The sequence below is a fragment of the Natrialba swarupiae genome, from assembly GCF_008245225.1.
Lineage (GTDB): Archaea > Halobacteriota > Halobacteria > Halobacteriales > Natrialbaceae > Natrarchaeobius > Natrarchaeobius swarupiae.
This window is the reverse complement of sequence record NZ_VTAW01000005.1, coordinates 1-14,437: the sequence shown is the minus strand read 5'-3', so window position 1 is coordinate 14,437 and position 14,437 is coordinate 1. Positions and strand designations below refer to the sequence as shown.

Genomic DNA, 14,437 nt, shown 5'->3' with positions numbered 1-14,437 from the left:
TAGATCAACTGTTACAGCGAGATCGAACGCTCCGATTCTCGATCGACGTATCAGAAATAATTGCGGTCGTCGATTGGGGTTTCAGAAGCCTTTTCATTTACTGGGGGCAAGTTCGCCTTAACATGGCTGAGGATCTCAACTGGGCGATCGGAGGCGAGGCTGGCGACGGTATCGACTCCACCGGAAAGATTTTCGCTCAGGCCCTTTCCCGAGCCGGACGGCACGTGTTCACGTCGAAAGACTTCGCCTCACGGATCCGCGGCGGCTACACCGCCTACAAGATCAGGACCTCGGTCGAGGACGTCCAGAGCGTCGTCGATCGCCTGGACATCCTGGTCGCGTTGACCCAGCGAACCATCGACGAGAATCTCGACGAACTCCACGAGGGAAGTGCCGTCATCTACGACGGCGAGCGTTCGTGGGAGGCAGAGATTCCCGACGAAATCACCGCGGTCGACGTCCCTCTCAAATCGCTCGCGGAGGACGCGGGCGGGGCGATCATGCTCAACGTCGTCGCGCTCGGGGCGGCGTGTGAACTCGTCGGCTTCGACGTCGAGTACTTGGACGAGGCCCTCGAGAAGCGCTTCGGCGGAAAAGGCACGAAGATCGTCGAGAACAACAAACAGGCGGCCCGGCTGGGCCAGGAGTACGTCCAGGAGAACTACGATCTCTCTCATCTCGAGTACGACCTCGAGACGACCGACAACGATTACGTTCTCCTCAACGGTAACGAAGCGATCGGAATGGGTGCGATCGCTGCTGGTTGCCGGTTCTACGCGGGGTATCCGATCACCCCTGCGACCTCTATCATGGAGTATCTGACCGGACGGATCGAAGAGTACGGTGGTCACGTCGTCCAGGCAGAAGACGAGTTGTCGGCGATCAACATGGCACTCGGCGGCGCTCGAGCCGGTGCCAGAGCGATGACCGCAACCTCCGGGGCCGGGATCGATCTCATGACCGAGACGTTCGGGCTGGTCGCGACCAGCGAGACGCCGCTGGTCATCACCGACGTGCAACGCTCCGGCCCCTCGACTGGGATGCCGACGAAACAGGAGCAAGGCGACCTGAATATGGCGCTATACGGTGGTCACGGTGAAGTCCCACGGTTCGTCATTACGCCGACAACCATTCCGGAGTGTTTCTGGAAGACCATCGAAGCGTTCAACGTCGCCGAGAAGTATCAGACACCGGTCTTCCTGATCTCCGATCTGGCGATGTCGGTTACCGAACAGACCTTCGAACCCGAGACCTTCGATATGGACGCCGTCGAGATCGATCGCGGCAAACTCGTCGACGACGACAGCGTCGCCGAGTGGCTCGACGCACAGGATCGGTTCCGGGCCCATGCTGTCACCGACGACGGCGTCAGTCCGCGTGCGATTCCCGGCACGACCGACGGTGCACACATGTCCACCGGCTTGGAGCACGACGAACTCGGTCGCCGGACGGAAGACGAAGACGAGCGGGTCCGGCAGGTCGACAAGCGCAATCGAAAGGTCGAGACGGCCAAAGAGCAAGAGGAGTGGGATTACCGCGAGTTCGGCGACGAAGACGCGGACAACCTCGTCATCTCGTGGGGGTCGAACGAAGGGGCGCTCGTCGAAGCTCTCGAGTATCTCGAGGACGAAGGGATCGACGTGCGCATCATTTCGGTTCCGTACATCTTCCCCCGTCCGGATCTCACCGAGGAGATCCAGGCTGCCGACGAGACGATCGTCGTCGAATGTAACGCGACCGGCCAGTTCGCGGATATCATCGAACACGACGTCCTCGAACGCGTAAAACGGATCAACAAGTACACGGGTGTCCGTTTCAAGGCGGACGAACTCGCAGTAGAGATTACCGAAAAACTCTCCGAGGAGGTACCAGCATAATGAGCTCCGACGTTCGATTTACCGACTTCAAATCCGACAAGCAACCGACCTGGTGTCCCGGCTGTGGTGACTTCGGGACGATGAACGGCATGATGAAAGCCTTAGCCGAAACCGGCAACGATCCGGACAACACGTTCGTCGTCGCCGGGATCGGCTGTTCGGGAAAGATCGGGACCTACATGCACTCCTACGCGCTCCACGGCGTTCACGGACGTGCGCTGCCGGTCGCGACGGGCGTGAAGATGGCCCGTCCGGACATCGAGGTCATGGCCGCCGGCGGAGACGGTGACGGTTACTCGATCGGTGCCGGTCACTTCGTCCACGCCGTCCGCCGGAACGTCGACATGTCCTACGTCGTCATGGACAACCGCATCTACGGGCTAACGAAGGGACAGGCCTCGCCGACCTCGCGGTCGGACTTCGAGACCTCCACGACGCCCGAAGGACCGAAACAGCCCCCGGTCAACCCGCTCGCCCTCGCGCTCGCATCGGGTGCTTCCTTCATCGCCCAGTCCTTTGCGTCCGACGCGCTTCGCCACCAGGAGATCGTTCAGAAGGCGATCGAACACGACGGCTTCGGCTTCGTCAACGTCTTCAGCCCCTGTGTCACGTTCAACGACGTCGACACGTACGACTACTTCCGCGACTCGCTGGTCGACCTGAAAGAGGAGGGCCACGATCCGAACGACTACGAGGCCGCAAAGGAAGTGATCCTCGACAACGATAAGGAGTACCAGGGCGTGATGTACAGAGACGAGAACTCGGTTCCGTACCACGAACAACACGGCGTCACCGAGAACATGGCCGAGATCCCCGACGGCGCGCCCGAGGACGCGATGGACCTCGTCCGCGAGTTCTACTGATACGGATTGCTGTAACGATGTACCGGCGCAACCGTCGCTCGGGTCGCGGTTGCGCCGGAACTGACGTACAGTTAACCGTATGAGGCGGCCCGCCGACTCGATTCTTACCGAGTTCGCGACTGATTCTCTCGACGACGATTCACAGCCGTTGCACCCGAAGCATGCACGGTTCGCTAATCCGATTGTATTATTGTCGTACGTGTTGGGAACAAACCACACAACCGTTGTGAATCGATGCGCTCGGATGGGCGTTAGACACATCAAAAGTTATCGGGGTTGGCCACACTCATCTAAGCATGACGGAGTTTGCCAACCGGGTCGAGCAGGTATCGATCAGCGGTATTCGGGAAGTGTTCGAGGCTGCGGGCGAGGACGCGATCAACCTCGGTATCGGCCAACCCGATTTCCCAACGCCTTCACACGCTCGGCAGGCGGCGATCGAGGCGATCGAAAACGGTCGGGCCGACGCTTACACGTCGAACAAAGGGACACAGAGCCTTCGGGAGGCCATCTCTACGAAGTACGATCGGGAGTACAGCCTCGAGATCGATCCCGAAGACGTGATCGCCACGTCGGGCGGCAGTGAGGCGTTACACCTCGTTCTCGAGGCCCACGTCGATCCGGGCCAGGAAGTGATCATCCCCGATCCGGGATTCGTCTCCTACGACGCGCTGACCCACATTGCCGGTGGGACGCCGAAACCGGTCCCGCTGCGGGACGATCTGACGCTCGATCCGGCGACCGTCGAGGAGGCGATCACCGACGACACGGCGGTTTTCGTCGTCAACAGCCCCGCGAACCCGACGGGGGCCGTCCAGAGCGAAGCGGATATGCGCGAGTTCGCCCGCATCGCCGATGAACACGACGTGCTCTGTCTCTCCGACGAAGTGTACGAACATATCGTCTTCGAGGGTGAACACCACTCGCCGATGGCGTTCGCCGAGACGGACAACGTCGTCGTCGTCAGCGCCTGCTCGAAGACGTACTCGATGACCGGCTGGCGACTCGGCTGGGTAGCTGGATCGAATCGGCGGATCGAGCGCATGCTCCGGGTCCACCAGTACGGACAGGCCTGTGCCTCCGCGCCCGCCCAGTACGCCGCCGAGGCAGCCCTGACTGGCCCGCACGAGCCCGTCGACGAGATGGTCGACACCTTCGAGCGCAGACGCGATCTCGTCCTCGACGGCCTCGATGATGCCGGCCTCGAGGTTCCGACACCGTCGGGGGCGTTCTACGTCATGCCGAAGGTTCCCGACGGCTGGTGTGACGAGGTCCTCGAGCGTGGCGTGGTCGTCGTCCCCGGCGACGCCTTCGGTGCAAACGGCGAGGGATACGCCCGTCTCTCGTATGCCACCAGTACGGAGGACCTCAAGGAGGCCCTCGAGATCATCGACGACGCGACGACCGCCGTTCGGTAGCAGCCACACACCAGGTTTCCGGTAAAAACAACGGGTGCTGTCGGTTAATTTCTTTCAGATATCCTGTGTGTAGCCCCTCTCAGTGGTGTTATCGGCCCGCCGTGAGGAACTCCTCGCGGGTCGTCTCGCAGACTGCCTCGAGGTCGTCGTGGCTCCGGCTGGTGATCGACCCGTCGACGAGTGCACGTATTCTTATGCCGACGGAATCCGTCTCCCCGAACGACATGCGCGCTGTACGCCTCCACGAGCACGGCGATGCGGACGTACTGGGAGTCGACGAGATCGATCGGCCGGAACCCGGCGAGGACGAACTCCTCCTCGAGGTGGCCGCGGCGGGGGTCAACCCCGTCGACACCTACTTCCGGGACGGGTCGTACGAACCCGTTTCACTCCCCTTCACGCCCGGCGTCGACGTCGCCGGAGTCGTCACCGACCTCGGGGCCGAGGTCGAGGACTTCGAGACCGGTGACCGGGTGTACGGAACCGGGATCGGAAACGCCACCGAGCAGGGCGCCTACGCCGAGTACGCGACGATCCCTACGGATCGCGTCGTCCACCTGCCCGACGGCGCGGATCTGACCGAAGCCGGCGGTGCGGGTGTCGCCGCCGTCACCGCCTGGCGGGCGCTGATCGACCACGCCGACCTCGAGCCCGCAGAGTACTGTCTCGTCCACGGCGGCTCGGGCGGCGTGGGACACGCGGCCGTTCAGATCGCAAACGCCGTGAGCGCGCGCGTCATCACGACGGCCGCCGAGGAGTACCACGACGATCTCGAGGCGCTGGGCGCCGAGACGGTCCTCGACTACGGCCGGGACGACCTCGCTGACGCGGTGCTCGAGGCCTCCAACGGCGGCGTCGACGTGATCCTCGACCACCGCCTCGACGACTACCTCCAGTTCGACGCGGACGTGGCCACAACCGGCGCGCGCGTCGTGGGCATCGGCGAGAACAGTCCCGACCCGGCGTTTACGAACGACGGTGTCGCCCGCTCGAAGGACGTCTCCTACCAGTTTATGAGTATGTTCAACACGCCGGATCTGCGGGTGCCGCTGCGGAGCGTCGCCCATCTGATGGACGTCGGCGCGCTCTCGATCGACGTCTCGAGAGAGTACGACCTCGAAGAAGCGGCCGACGCCCACCGCGACGTGATGACCGAGAGTTTCCTCGGGAAACTCGTCCTCGAGCCCTGATCCGCTTCCCGACCTACGACGGTTCCTCGAAGTCGCTAACGCTCCTCGAGAATCTCCCGGCAGATTCGACGAGCTGCCTCGACGTGATCGTCGGCTTCCTCGTGGCCCGTCCCGTCGACTTCCGAGAGCAGCCGGTCGACCTGCCCGATCCGTTTACGGATCGTCTCGGCCTCGAGGTCACCTGCCGCGGCGTCGCTGGCGACCGCTTCCGCCTCGCCGAGCCAGCGACTCGCGTCGCGTTCTACGGGCAACTCGGCGGTCGCGGACAGGTGCTCGTGAACGGTGTTAACTTGGTGCTCGAGCGGCGTCGCGTCCTCGGTCACGCCATCGACTACGGGTTCGATGGGCCTGAGGTTTTCTCTCGGCAGACGTAGCGCTGTGGCGGCATCTCCGGTTGAGTCTGACAGTATCCACCGCTACGGTCTGGTGTCCCTCTGTTCGGGTGCGACGGCGCCCACGAGACGATTGCACCGATACAGCGTCCTCAAATGCGTAGCGCTCAAGGAACGCTGCCTCATAGGCCAACGCAGTGAGTCAGGACGCGTTCACCGTACTATTCGGTGATCCATTCGCCGTGATGAACACGATCGGGTTGGTCGCGTTCGCACTCGTCGGTTCGTCGAAGGCGATCCGTGAGGAGTTCGACCTGTTCGGAGTTGCCATCGTCGGACTGGCGATGGCGTTTGCCGGTGGCGTCACGCGCGATCTCCTCGTGATGCGAGTTCCACTGGCACTGCAGTCGCCGATCGAAATCAGTCTCGGGCTACTCGGAGTTGGATTGGCGATCGTCCTGAGCGTCGTGCTGTCGTCGCCGGAACGCCATCCGGTAACGCTCGTCTCCGACGCTATCGGGCTCGCCGCCTTCGCTACGACTGGTGCGATTGTCGCAACTGAGGTGGGTGTTTCCGCGTTTGGTGTCGTTGCGATTGCAACGATCAACGCCGTCGGTGGTGGCGCGTTTGCGGACATTCTTCTCGACCGCGCTCCGTTTATCCTCTTCGAGGATTTCTATGCAACCTGTGCAGTCTTGGGCGGAAGCGCTTACTGGCTCGTTGGATCGATCGGAGGTGCCGAGAGTACGGCTGCGGTCGTGTGTGCGGTCGTGACCGTCGTGACTCGGCTGGTTGCGGTCACGTACAACTGGAACCTCCCCACGGTGCACCATTGTGAAATGTTGGACAAATAACCAGTAACGACGCTCCGTGCAGCGGTATTGACTCTGGTTTACTGATGGTATCGTGAGCTGCCCTCGCAGTCCGACGCGAACGTTTGATACGTGTCCTCCACAACGGTCCGCTATGAAATACGACTGTTCGTTCCTCGAGGATCTCGACCTCGCAGACGACCAGCTATCGTTCACCGAGACGAGACGAGAGACACACGCCGCCGACTGGGGGGCAGAACAACAGGGTCGGGCCGTGGTGCCGGACGCGGTCGTCTGGCCGGAGTCGACCGCAGACGTCTCAGCGGTCCTTTCGGCGGCGACCGACCGCGACGTCCCGGTGACGCCCTACGCAGCCGGGACGGGACTCGAGGGAAACGCGGTGCCGGCCCACGGCGGCGTGAGCCTCGATCTCACGCGGATGGACGCCGTCGTCGACTACCGGCCCGAGGACTTCCAGATCGACGTCGGTCCCGGCATTATCGGCGACGACGTCGACGAGCACGTCGCCCGTGACGGCCTCTTCTTTCCGCCGCTTCCGTCCTCCGGCGATATCTCCACGATCGGCGGGATGATCGCGACCGACGCCAGCGGCATGCAGACGGTCAAATACGGCGAGGTCGCCGACTGGGTGCTCGGCCTCGAGGCGGTGCTCGCCGACGGGACCGTGATCGAGACCGGCACGCGGGCGGCGAAGACCTCGAGTGGCTACAACCTCACCGACCTCCTGGTCGGCAGCGAGGGCACGCTCGCGGTCGTCACCGAGGCGACGCTCGAACTCGCCGGTCGTCCGGAACAGATCCGCGGCGGCCGGGCCGTGTTCGAGTCGGTCGAGGACGCGACCGGGGCGATCGCCGAGGCGATCCGCACCGAGGTCGACGTCGCCCGGATCGAACTGCTCGACGCCCTCAGTGCCCGGATGACCAACGCCTACCTCGACACCGGCTTGCCGGACGCGCCGACGGTCTTTCTCGAGTTTCACGCCAATCACGGTATCGACGAGGAGATCGCACTCTGTCGGACGATCTTCGAGGAGAACGGCGCCGAGCGCGTCGAGACGAGCGCCGACCCCAGCGAGATGGCCGACCTCTGGGAGGCCCGCCGGGAGATCGCCTTCGCCGTCGATAGCTACGATCCCGACCTCGTCCCCTTCCACCCCGGCGACGTGACGGTACCGATCAGCGCCTACCCCGAGATCGTTCGCGAGACGAAACGAATTTCCGAGGCACACGACGTTCTCACGCCCTGCTACGGCCACGCGGGCGACGGGAACCTCCACTACAGCCCCCTCGTCGACTACGACGACCCTGACTCCGTCGAGCGCGGGAAAATCGTCTACCGGGCCGTCGTCGAACGAGCGCTCGAGATGGGCGGCACCGTCACCGGCGAACACGGCATCGGCGAGGGAAAACGCGAGTACCTAGAGGTCGAACACGGGGACGGCGCGGTCGACGCCATGCGCGCGGTCAAGCGCGCGTTCGACCCGACGGACACGCTCAACCCCGGAAAGATCTTCCCCGAGACGCTCGAGGGCGAGCGAGTTCGTGACGGGGGCGTCGTCGGCGAGGCCGACCGAGGCGGCGGTCGGTGAGCGTCTCGGCTACCACTCGGAGCCGTCGTGCCACGTCGCCCCGGAGAGATCGGCACCCGACGTTGTCGTACTCCTGAGGTTCGCGTTCTCGAGGTTCGCCCCGGAGAGATCAGCGTCGGTGAAATCCGCGACCGAGAGATCGGCCCCCTCGAAGTTCGCACCCGAGACGTTCGACTCGGAGAACTCCGCCCTCGTGAAATCGCTCTCGGCGAGGTCGACGCCCGGCATCTCCATGCCGGAGAAATCGACCTCGGAGAGGTCGACGCGTCTCGCGGTGATTCCGGCGAACGTCACGTCTTCGATCACCGCGTCCTCGACGGTCGCATCCGACAGCGTGGCGTCGGTGAAGTCGGTCCCGGACAGCGTGGCGTCCGAGAGGTCGCAATCGGAGAGGTCCGTCCCCGAGAAGTCGGCGTCTGTCAGATCCGACCCGGAGAGATCGCCGTCCTCGAGGACCACACCCGAGAGGTCGTCGCCGACGAAGTTTCGCCCCGAGAGGTCGGCTCCGCCGTAGTTCGTCTCCTCGAGTGTCGCCGCCGAGAGGGCGCTCACCAGGAGGTCGGCCCCACGGAGGTCGGCCCTCGAGAGGTCCGTACCGGCGAGGTCCGCCAGGAAGAAGTTCGCGTCCCTGAGATCGGCTCCCGAGAGATCGGCCCCCGAGAGGTCGGCTTCCGTAAAATCGGCGCCGGTGAGGTCACAATCGGAGAGGTCGGCCCCCGAGAGGTCGGCCTCCGGTTCGACCGTGTAGCCGTTACACTCCACCGGCTCGACCTCCGCGCTTGCGAGACAGCCCGCCAGCGCGACGACGGCTCCCGTCGTGCCAGCGGCTCCGAGTCGCTCGAGCAGTCGTCGCCTGGACGTCCGTGATTCCGTCGGTCGGCGGTCGCGATCGAATTGCATGAGTTGGGAGGGCGGGTTCGTCGTCGATGAGAGAACGTGGGCCATCTCCCAAGTTAGTTCCGGTCGACGACGCGACCGGTTCCGGTAGAGGCGTTGGGAACCCCCGCTCGGAGCACGATGGGTGGTCCGCTCGTGACACGGTGGCTGATTTCTCCTGTGTGATTTATGTCTCACCTCGTCGTCACGACTGGTATGTCCCTGGTTCGTGGCGGCTCCGGTCTCGAGGCGACGGCGCGGGCGTTCTGGTCGCAGGTCCACCCCGTGTTCATGCTCCCGCCGCTTGCGGCGTCGCTGTTCGGGGCGATCCTCGCCGGATCAGTCGATCCGCCGGTCGCCGCCGTCCACGTCGGCGCGATGTTCACGGCGGTCTACACCGCACACCTCAAGGACGGCTACGTCGACTTCCACGTTCGGGGGGAGGACGACGATCACCCACTGACCGAACGGGGCTGTCGGGTCGGCCTCGTCGCCTCGACGGCTGCGTTCGCCGGTTGCTGTCTCCTGCTCGCCGCGCTGGCCGATCTGCTCGCGGTCGCGCTCACGGCCCCGACGTGGGTGATCGCCTATCATCACGCGCCACAGCTCGATATGCACCCGCTCTCGGCGACGACGGGCTACCCGCTCGGCATCGCGCTGGCGGTTCTTGGCGGCTTTGGGGCCCAGACCGGAACGTTGACACCGGTTCCGGTGGGCTTCGCGCTCGTTTTCCTCGTCTTGCTCTCCGGGATCAAAGTGATCGACGACGCCCAGGACTACGAGTACGACCGCTCGATCGCCAAACGGACGGTCGCCGTCGTCGTCGGACCGGCGCGTGCGTACGGCGTCGCCTACGGGCTGATGATCGTCGCCCTGCTCGTCGTCGTCGCGCTCGTCGCCGCTCGCGTCTTCCCGCCCGGCGCCGTGGTGGCCGCGCTCGCGTTCGCCGCGGTCGCCGCAGTCGCACGCCGGGCCGGCCCGGAACTCGCGACGATGTTGCTCATCCGCGGCTCGTACGTCTTCCTCGCGGTCCTGGTCGCAGCGGTGTGGTTCGAACCGCTCTCGAGAGTCGGGTGAGCGCGACTCGGGGGCGGGTCGACGACGCACAGCCCCTCGAGTGTGCCAGTGGCCCCCGCGTCCGAGGCTGCGTCGCGTTGCGGTGGTGAATTGGTCAGTTGGGCGCTTTTCGACTGCCGGCTACTCTGTGAGCTGATATCTGTGTTCTCTTCGCTCTGTGTGATGCCGTCGACCGGGCGGTCGAATTCGTTCTCCGTAACCGACCGGTCTCGTTGGTGGGTGAATCATTTTACATCCTGGGTAGCGAACCATGCGGTATGATCGAGTTTCGCGGTCCGTGGACCGGTGACGACGTTGAAACGTTTCTTCAGGACGTGAGAGTTCCAATTCGCCTTGCGACTCGCAAACCGGACGGATCGCTCTGGATCGTCCCCCTCTGGTACCGCTACCGCGACGGGTGCTTCGAGTGTGCGACCGGAGCAAACGCCCATCTCGTGGAGTTTCTGCGCGCCAACTCGGACGTCGGGTTCGACGTATCGACGAACGAAATCCCATACCGCGGCGTGCGGGGGAGTGGAACGGCGACGCTCACGGCGGACGAGGATTCGACTGTGTTGCGGGAACTCATCGACCGATACCTCGATGGAACGGATTCAGCCCTCGCAGAACGGCTTCTCGACGACGACCGAGAGGAGGTTCGAATTCTGATCGAACCTAATCGAATCTACAGCTGGGACTATACCGAGCGAATGAGCGACGTTTCTTGACACGGACTGGAACGCTCTCTCGTTTGAGACGCAAGATCCTCCAAGACCAGGGCCTCGAGATTCTGATTCCCTCGACGGGTATCGGTTCACCTACAACGACGTAATCGAGACGATTCTCGAGCAGTTCGGCACCGATCAGGCAATCGTCGACGAAACGAACCCCCTCGAATACCTTCGATCTCACACCGAAGATTTTCTTTAATTAGTGCTGACGATCTTGATCACGTCACCCTCCTCGAGTTCGTACTCCTCACCGACCTCCCGACTCGACTTCGCGTTCACGGCGTGGAGATAGCCGTCGCCGATGTCTGAGTGGACGGCGTAGGCCAGATCGACGGGCGTCGAGCCCGTAGGCAAGAGGTGAGCGTCGGGCAAAATATTCCCGCTGCCGTCGGACCACTTCGCCGCGTCCTCGACCGGATACGCTGTAATATGCTCGAGTAGCTCGTAGACCGCGTAGTTGAGCGCGCCCTGAACGCCCGTCCCTTTCCATTCGCCCATCGTCTCGCGGAGCCCCTCGAGAGCCTCGCGCTGGGCGTCGTTGACCTCGGCGCTGATCTCGAGGGTCTGGTCGCCGGGATCGTAGTCGACCAGGTCGTTGTCGGCGGCCCGCCGGAGCGCGAGTTCGCCCTCCGCCGTCGTGGGGATCACAGGTTTGTCGAGCTCGAGGAGTTTCTCGACGTTCTCCTCGGGCGCGACGTCGATTTTGTTCGCCGCGACGACGATTGGCTTCGTCCGCTCGCGAACCAGTCGTGCGAGTTCCTCGCGGTGGTCGTCTTCCCACTGGATCGGATCCTCGGGGTACTCGAGTTCCCGGAGGACGGTCGCGATCTGTTTCGGCGATGCACCAAAGCCCGAGAGCATGTCCGCCAGCGCGTCGTCGATGTCGAAGTCGGGCGAGCGGGACTTGCGTTCGACGGACTCCCAGTTACGCTCGACGATGCCGGCCAGCCAGAGGTCCATCTCCTCCTCGACGAAGTCGATGTCCTCGAGCGGATCGTGTGCGCCGATGTCGACGGGTTCGCCCTTTTCGTTCGTGCCGCCGGAGGCGTCGATCACGTTGATAATTACGTCGGCGTTCGTGAGTTCGTCGAGAAACTGATTCCCGAGTCCTTTCCCCTCGTGTGCGCCAGGAACCAGGCCCGCGACGTCTAACAGTTCGATCGGGACGTAGCGCTTGCCGTCCTCGCAGTTGTCGGCGTTACACCGCTGGTCGCGCTCGAGGCAGGGACAGTCGGTGCGGACGTAGCTCACCCCCCGGTTGGCGTCGATGGTCGTAAAGGGGTAGTTGGCGACGTCCACCTCTGCCATCGTCGCCGCCGTGTAGAACGTGGACTTGCCGGCGTTTGGCTTCCCAGCAAGCGCGATCGAGAGCATGACGTTCCGTAACGCCTTTCGCTCAAACTGTCTTTCGATTCGGACCCCCGCGGCCGACACTCGCCGACGCCGTTGCGGAGAGCGTCCCCGCCTGCTCTCGACGGCGAACACCGGTCAACGTCACAGTGTCGTCGTGCTCACCGGTCCAGTTCGACTGCCATCATCAGTTCGTCGACGTATCGCCCGTCGAGCTTGTAGTGGTCCTTGCGGACCGCCTCGATCGTCCAGTCGTGTTCCTCGAGGAAGGCGATCGCCTCCTCGTTGACCGAGGGAACGCTCTGGTAGACCTTTTCGTAACCGTTCGCGCCGGCCCACTGGAGACCGCGAGCGAGCAACTGCGAACCGATTTCGTGACCGCGATACTCCTCTAAGACGCCGACGGTGAGTTCGGCGGTGTGGCTTAACTTCTCGGCTTCGGGCGCGTGGAGGTGGACCCAGCCGACGACCTCGTTGTCGACGGTCGCGACGAAGAACATCCGCGACTCGAGTTCGTTGTGCCGAAGGAGGGCTTCGTCGTGGTCGACTTCGTCGGCGACGCTTTCGGCCTCGATATAGGTTCGCTCCTGGACGACCTGACGAATCGCGCCAACGATTCCCGTCAGGTCCTCCTGTCTTGCCGGACGAATGTAAAATTCGAAATTCTCGGAGATGAACTCCTCTTCGACACCGGCGTCGACCGTCACTCGAAGCGTGCCGTGGTCCTCAGTGAGACGGCCGTCTCGCCTGAGAACCGCGACGTGGTGTCGAAACGCACTCGGTTCGATCTCGAGACGGTCCCTCGCCGTCTCCGGGTCGATCGAACCCCGGTGCTCGACGAACTCGTAGATCCGCTTTCGATCCGCGTGACCGAACTCGAGCGTTTCGTTGCTTTCCATGGCGTGTACTGGCGTCGCACGAAACTTAACCTTTCTCAGCAGGTTTCTATCGCGGATCGGAGCAACCGACGGAAACTGCCGTGGCTGTCGTTCGGTAATAGGTACTTAATGTCTCGATGCGTGAAGCCGCGAGAACTTCCGTCCCGCGTTCGTTCGATCACCTGCGTCGAGCGATACGGTCTGCCACCGGTCGCTTCGGGACACCGTAGATGGGTTGCGGTCGTCCCGACGTTGAGCACGAACGGGCCGCACGAGCCGAGAACGACGACAAAACAGGTGTGTACTGACAGACCGGGTGTGTATTCGGATGTGGGAAATACTCGAGGCGAACGTGGTGGTTGCTGGAGTCAGTCTCGTTCTCGCGGTGGTCGTCGGACTGGTGGTACACGAGGGATTACACGCGCTGGTACTTCGACTGGCACGCGTCGAGTACACCGTCGTCTACGGGCCCGATCGGACCGGCGGAATCGTCGGGTTGATCGCCAGTTGCCCCTGGGCGCTGGTCCAGCCGTATCCGACTGGGGAGGAGTCGCCGTTGGTATTCCGCGCTTCGGCACTCGCGCCGCTCGCGCTCGCAGCTCTCGTCTTCGGACTCGTGGGGTTCGATTTCGTCAGCCTCGAGTCGCCGGTCGCGACGGCGATGGCGATCGGGATCCTCGGCTGTTCGATTCCGAGCCCACAGGATTTCTCCGTCGCCTTCTACGCGCACCGACTGCTTGATACGGTTTGCGATGACTGATACGGATTGCTGTAACGGTTTACCGGTGAAACCACGAGCCATCTGTGGTTTCACCGGCAACGATTTACAGCAGACCGTATGATTGCCGGTCGACCGCAGATCGGCGAGCGATCGGCCGGGACCGATACATCGCAGTCCGTATGGGGGGAGAGACGGGACCGGTACGCTCCCGACGCGTTTCCGCGCCGATTGACGGTCACCACGTTCTTCACTTCTCTCGATCAGCTCGCCTCGGACTCGAACGGAAGGTTGGTGATGGGCCTCGATCTGAAGACGGCACAAAAGGATCACAGGAGCGGCCACACAGCCACGAGTGGCCGCAAGCGTCGGTACGAGCACGAGTGATCCACCGGCGCTTACAGGGGTAGTTGTCTGGCAGTTCGTCACGAGGTCGGTTACAGCACCGACAACCGTATTGTCGAACCGTCTAATAATAAATCTACTTGTTGGGGTAATTCCCATCCACCTGCGATATTCGGTGAAAAGGCGTCTAAAACATCCTCGATATATGGATATATTCGAAATACTGTGCGGGGCAGAGCCTCGATTTTCACGTGTGGCAATCGAACACCCTTGCAATTCGCTCAGCCGTGAACAGTAACGTATCTTCAGTACTTCACAAAGCAACTTGACGACACTGAGCTGTTCGTGAGAGCGTCCGCTAAATAGTAAGTAACTAGGAGGG

General features: G+C 63.0%; 14 protein-coding genes. 9 read left to right on the top strand and 5 right to left on the bottom strand.

Annotated elements, in window-relative coordinates; all coding sequences use genetic code 11:
- Nucleotides 1-122 precede the first annotated feature (122 nt).
- From FYC77_RS05745 to FYC77_RS05735, 3 genes are all read left to right on the top strand, one after another.
- Nucleotides 123-1,877, top strand: coding sequence for a 2-oxoacid:acceptor oxidoreductase subunit alpha (locus FYC77_RS05745; protein ID WP_149080551.1), 1,755 nt, complete (start codon nt 123-125; stop codon nt 1,875-1,877).
- Nucleotides 1,877-2,740, top strand: coding sequence for a 2-oxoacid:ferredoxin oxidoreductase subunit beta (locus FYC77_RS05740; RefSeq protein ID WP_149080550.1), 864 nt, complete (start codon nt 1,877-1,879; stop codon nt 2,738-2,740). Before FYC77_RS05745 ends, FYC77_RS05740 begins: the two co-directional genes overlap by 1 nt.
- Nucleotides 2,741-3,036: 296 nt before the next feature.
- Nucleotides 3,037-4,158, top strand: a complete 1,122-nt coding sequence (locus tag FYC77_RS05735) for a pyridoxal phosphate-dependent aminotransferase (RefSeq protein ID WP_149080549.1) — start codon at nt 3,037-3,039, stop codon at nt 4,156-4,158.
- Nucleotides 4,159-4,246: 88 nt separating this feature from the next.
- Here FYC77_RS05735 and FYC77_RS20125 read toward each other — a convergent pair whose 3' ends face one another.
- A complete protein-coding gene (locus FYC77_RS20125) occupies nt 4,247-4,384 on the bottom strand; it encodes a hypothetical protein (RefSeq protein ID WP_162354480.1) in 138 nt (45 codons plus the stop codon).
- Here FYC77_RS20125 and FYC77_RS05730 point away from each other — a divergent pair.
- Nucleotides 4,383-5,348 carry an NADPH:quinone reductase gene (locus tag FYC77_RS05730; protein ID WP_149080548.1) on the top strand — a complete coding sequence of 322 codons (966 nt, stop codon included), beginning with the start codon at nt 4,383-4,385 and terminating at the stop codon, nt 5,346-5,348. The two genes, FYC77_RS20125 and FYC77_RS05730, sit on opposite strands and share 2 nt — an antisense overlap.
- Before the next feature lie 35 nt (nt 5,349-5,383).
- On the opposite strand, the gene FYC77_RS05725 is transcribed toward FYC77_RS05730, so the two are convergent.
- A complete protein-coding gene (locus FYC77_RS05725) occupies nt 5,384-5,671 on the bottom strand; it encodes a hypothetical protein (RefSeq protein ID WP_149080547.1) in 288 nt (95 codons plus the stop codon).
- Between the two features lie 206 nt (nt 5,672-5,877).
- Between FYC77_RS05725 and FYC77_RS05720 the strand changes: the two genes are divergently transcribed.
- Both FYC77_RS05720 and FYC77_RS05715 read left to right on the top strand, forming a co-directional pair.
- Nucleotides 5,878-6,534, top strand: a complete 657-nt coding sequence (locus FYC77_RS05720) for a trimeric intracellular cation channel family protein (protein WP_149080546.1) — start codon at nt 5,878-5,880, stop codon at nt 6,532-6,534.
- Between the two features lie 112 nt (nt 6,535-6,646).
- Nucleotides 6,647-8,101 carry an FAD-binding oxidoreductase gene (locus tag FYC77_RS05715; protein WP_149080545.1) on the top strand — a complete coding sequence of 485 codons (1,455 nt, stop codon included), beginning with the start codon at nt 6,647-6,649 and terminating at the stop codon, nt 8,099-8,101.
- 9 nt (nt 8,102-8,110) lie between these two features.
- Here FYC77_RS05715 and FYC77_RS05710 read toward each other — a convergent pair whose 3' ends face one another.
- Nucleotides 8,111-9,001, bottom strand: coding sequence for a pentapeptide repeat-containing protein (locus tag FYC77_RS05710; protein WP_162354479.1), 891 nt, complete (start codon nt 8,999-9,001; stop codon nt 8,111-8,113).
- Between the two features lie 192 nt (nt 9,002-9,193).
- Between FYC77_RS05710 and FYC77_RS05705 the strand changes: the two genes are divergently transcribed.
- Together FYC77_RS05705 and FYC77_RS05700 are read left to right on the top strand one after the other, a co-directional pair.
- Nucleotides 9,194-10,054, top strand: coding sequence for a UbiA family prenyltransferase (locus tag FYC77_RS05705; RefSeq protein WP_149080543.1), 861 nt, complete (start codon nt 9,194-9,196; stop codon nt 10,052-10,054).
- Nucleotides 10,055-10,311: 257 nt separating this feature from the next.
- Nucleotides 10,312-10,761, top strand: coding sequence for a pyridoxamine 5'-phosphate oxidase family protein (locus FYC77_RS05700; protein WP_149080542.1), 450 nt, complete (start codon nt 10,312-10,314; stop codon nt 10,759-10,761).
- Nucleotides 10,762-10,959: 198 nt separating this feature from the next.
- Here FYC77_RS05700 and FYC77_RS05690 read toward each other — a convergent pair whose 3' ends face one another.
- Nucleotides 10,960-12,138, bottom strand: coding sequence for a redox-regulated ATPase YchF (locus tag FYC77_RS05690; RefSeq protein ID WP_149080541.1), 1,179 nt, complete (start codon nt 12,136-12,138; stop codon nt 10,960-10,962).
- Nucleotides 12,139-12,275: 137 nt separating this feature from the next.
- Entirely contained in the window at nt 12,276-13,013 is a 738-nt protein-coding gene (locus FYC77_RS05685) for a GNAT family N-acetyltransferase (RefSeq protein WP_149080540.1), read from the bottom strand.
- Between the two features lie 307 nt (nt 13,014-13,320).
- Here FYC77_RS05685 and FYC77_RS05680 point away from each other — a divergent pair, with 307 nt between their 5' ends.
- Complete coding sequence (locus tag FYC77_RS05680; RefSeq protein ID WP_394349014.1) at nt 13,321-13,752, top strand: hypothetical protein; 432 nt, start codon at nt 13,321-13,323, stop codon at nt 13,750-13,752.
- Nucleotides 13,753-14,437 lie beyond the last annotated feature (685 nt).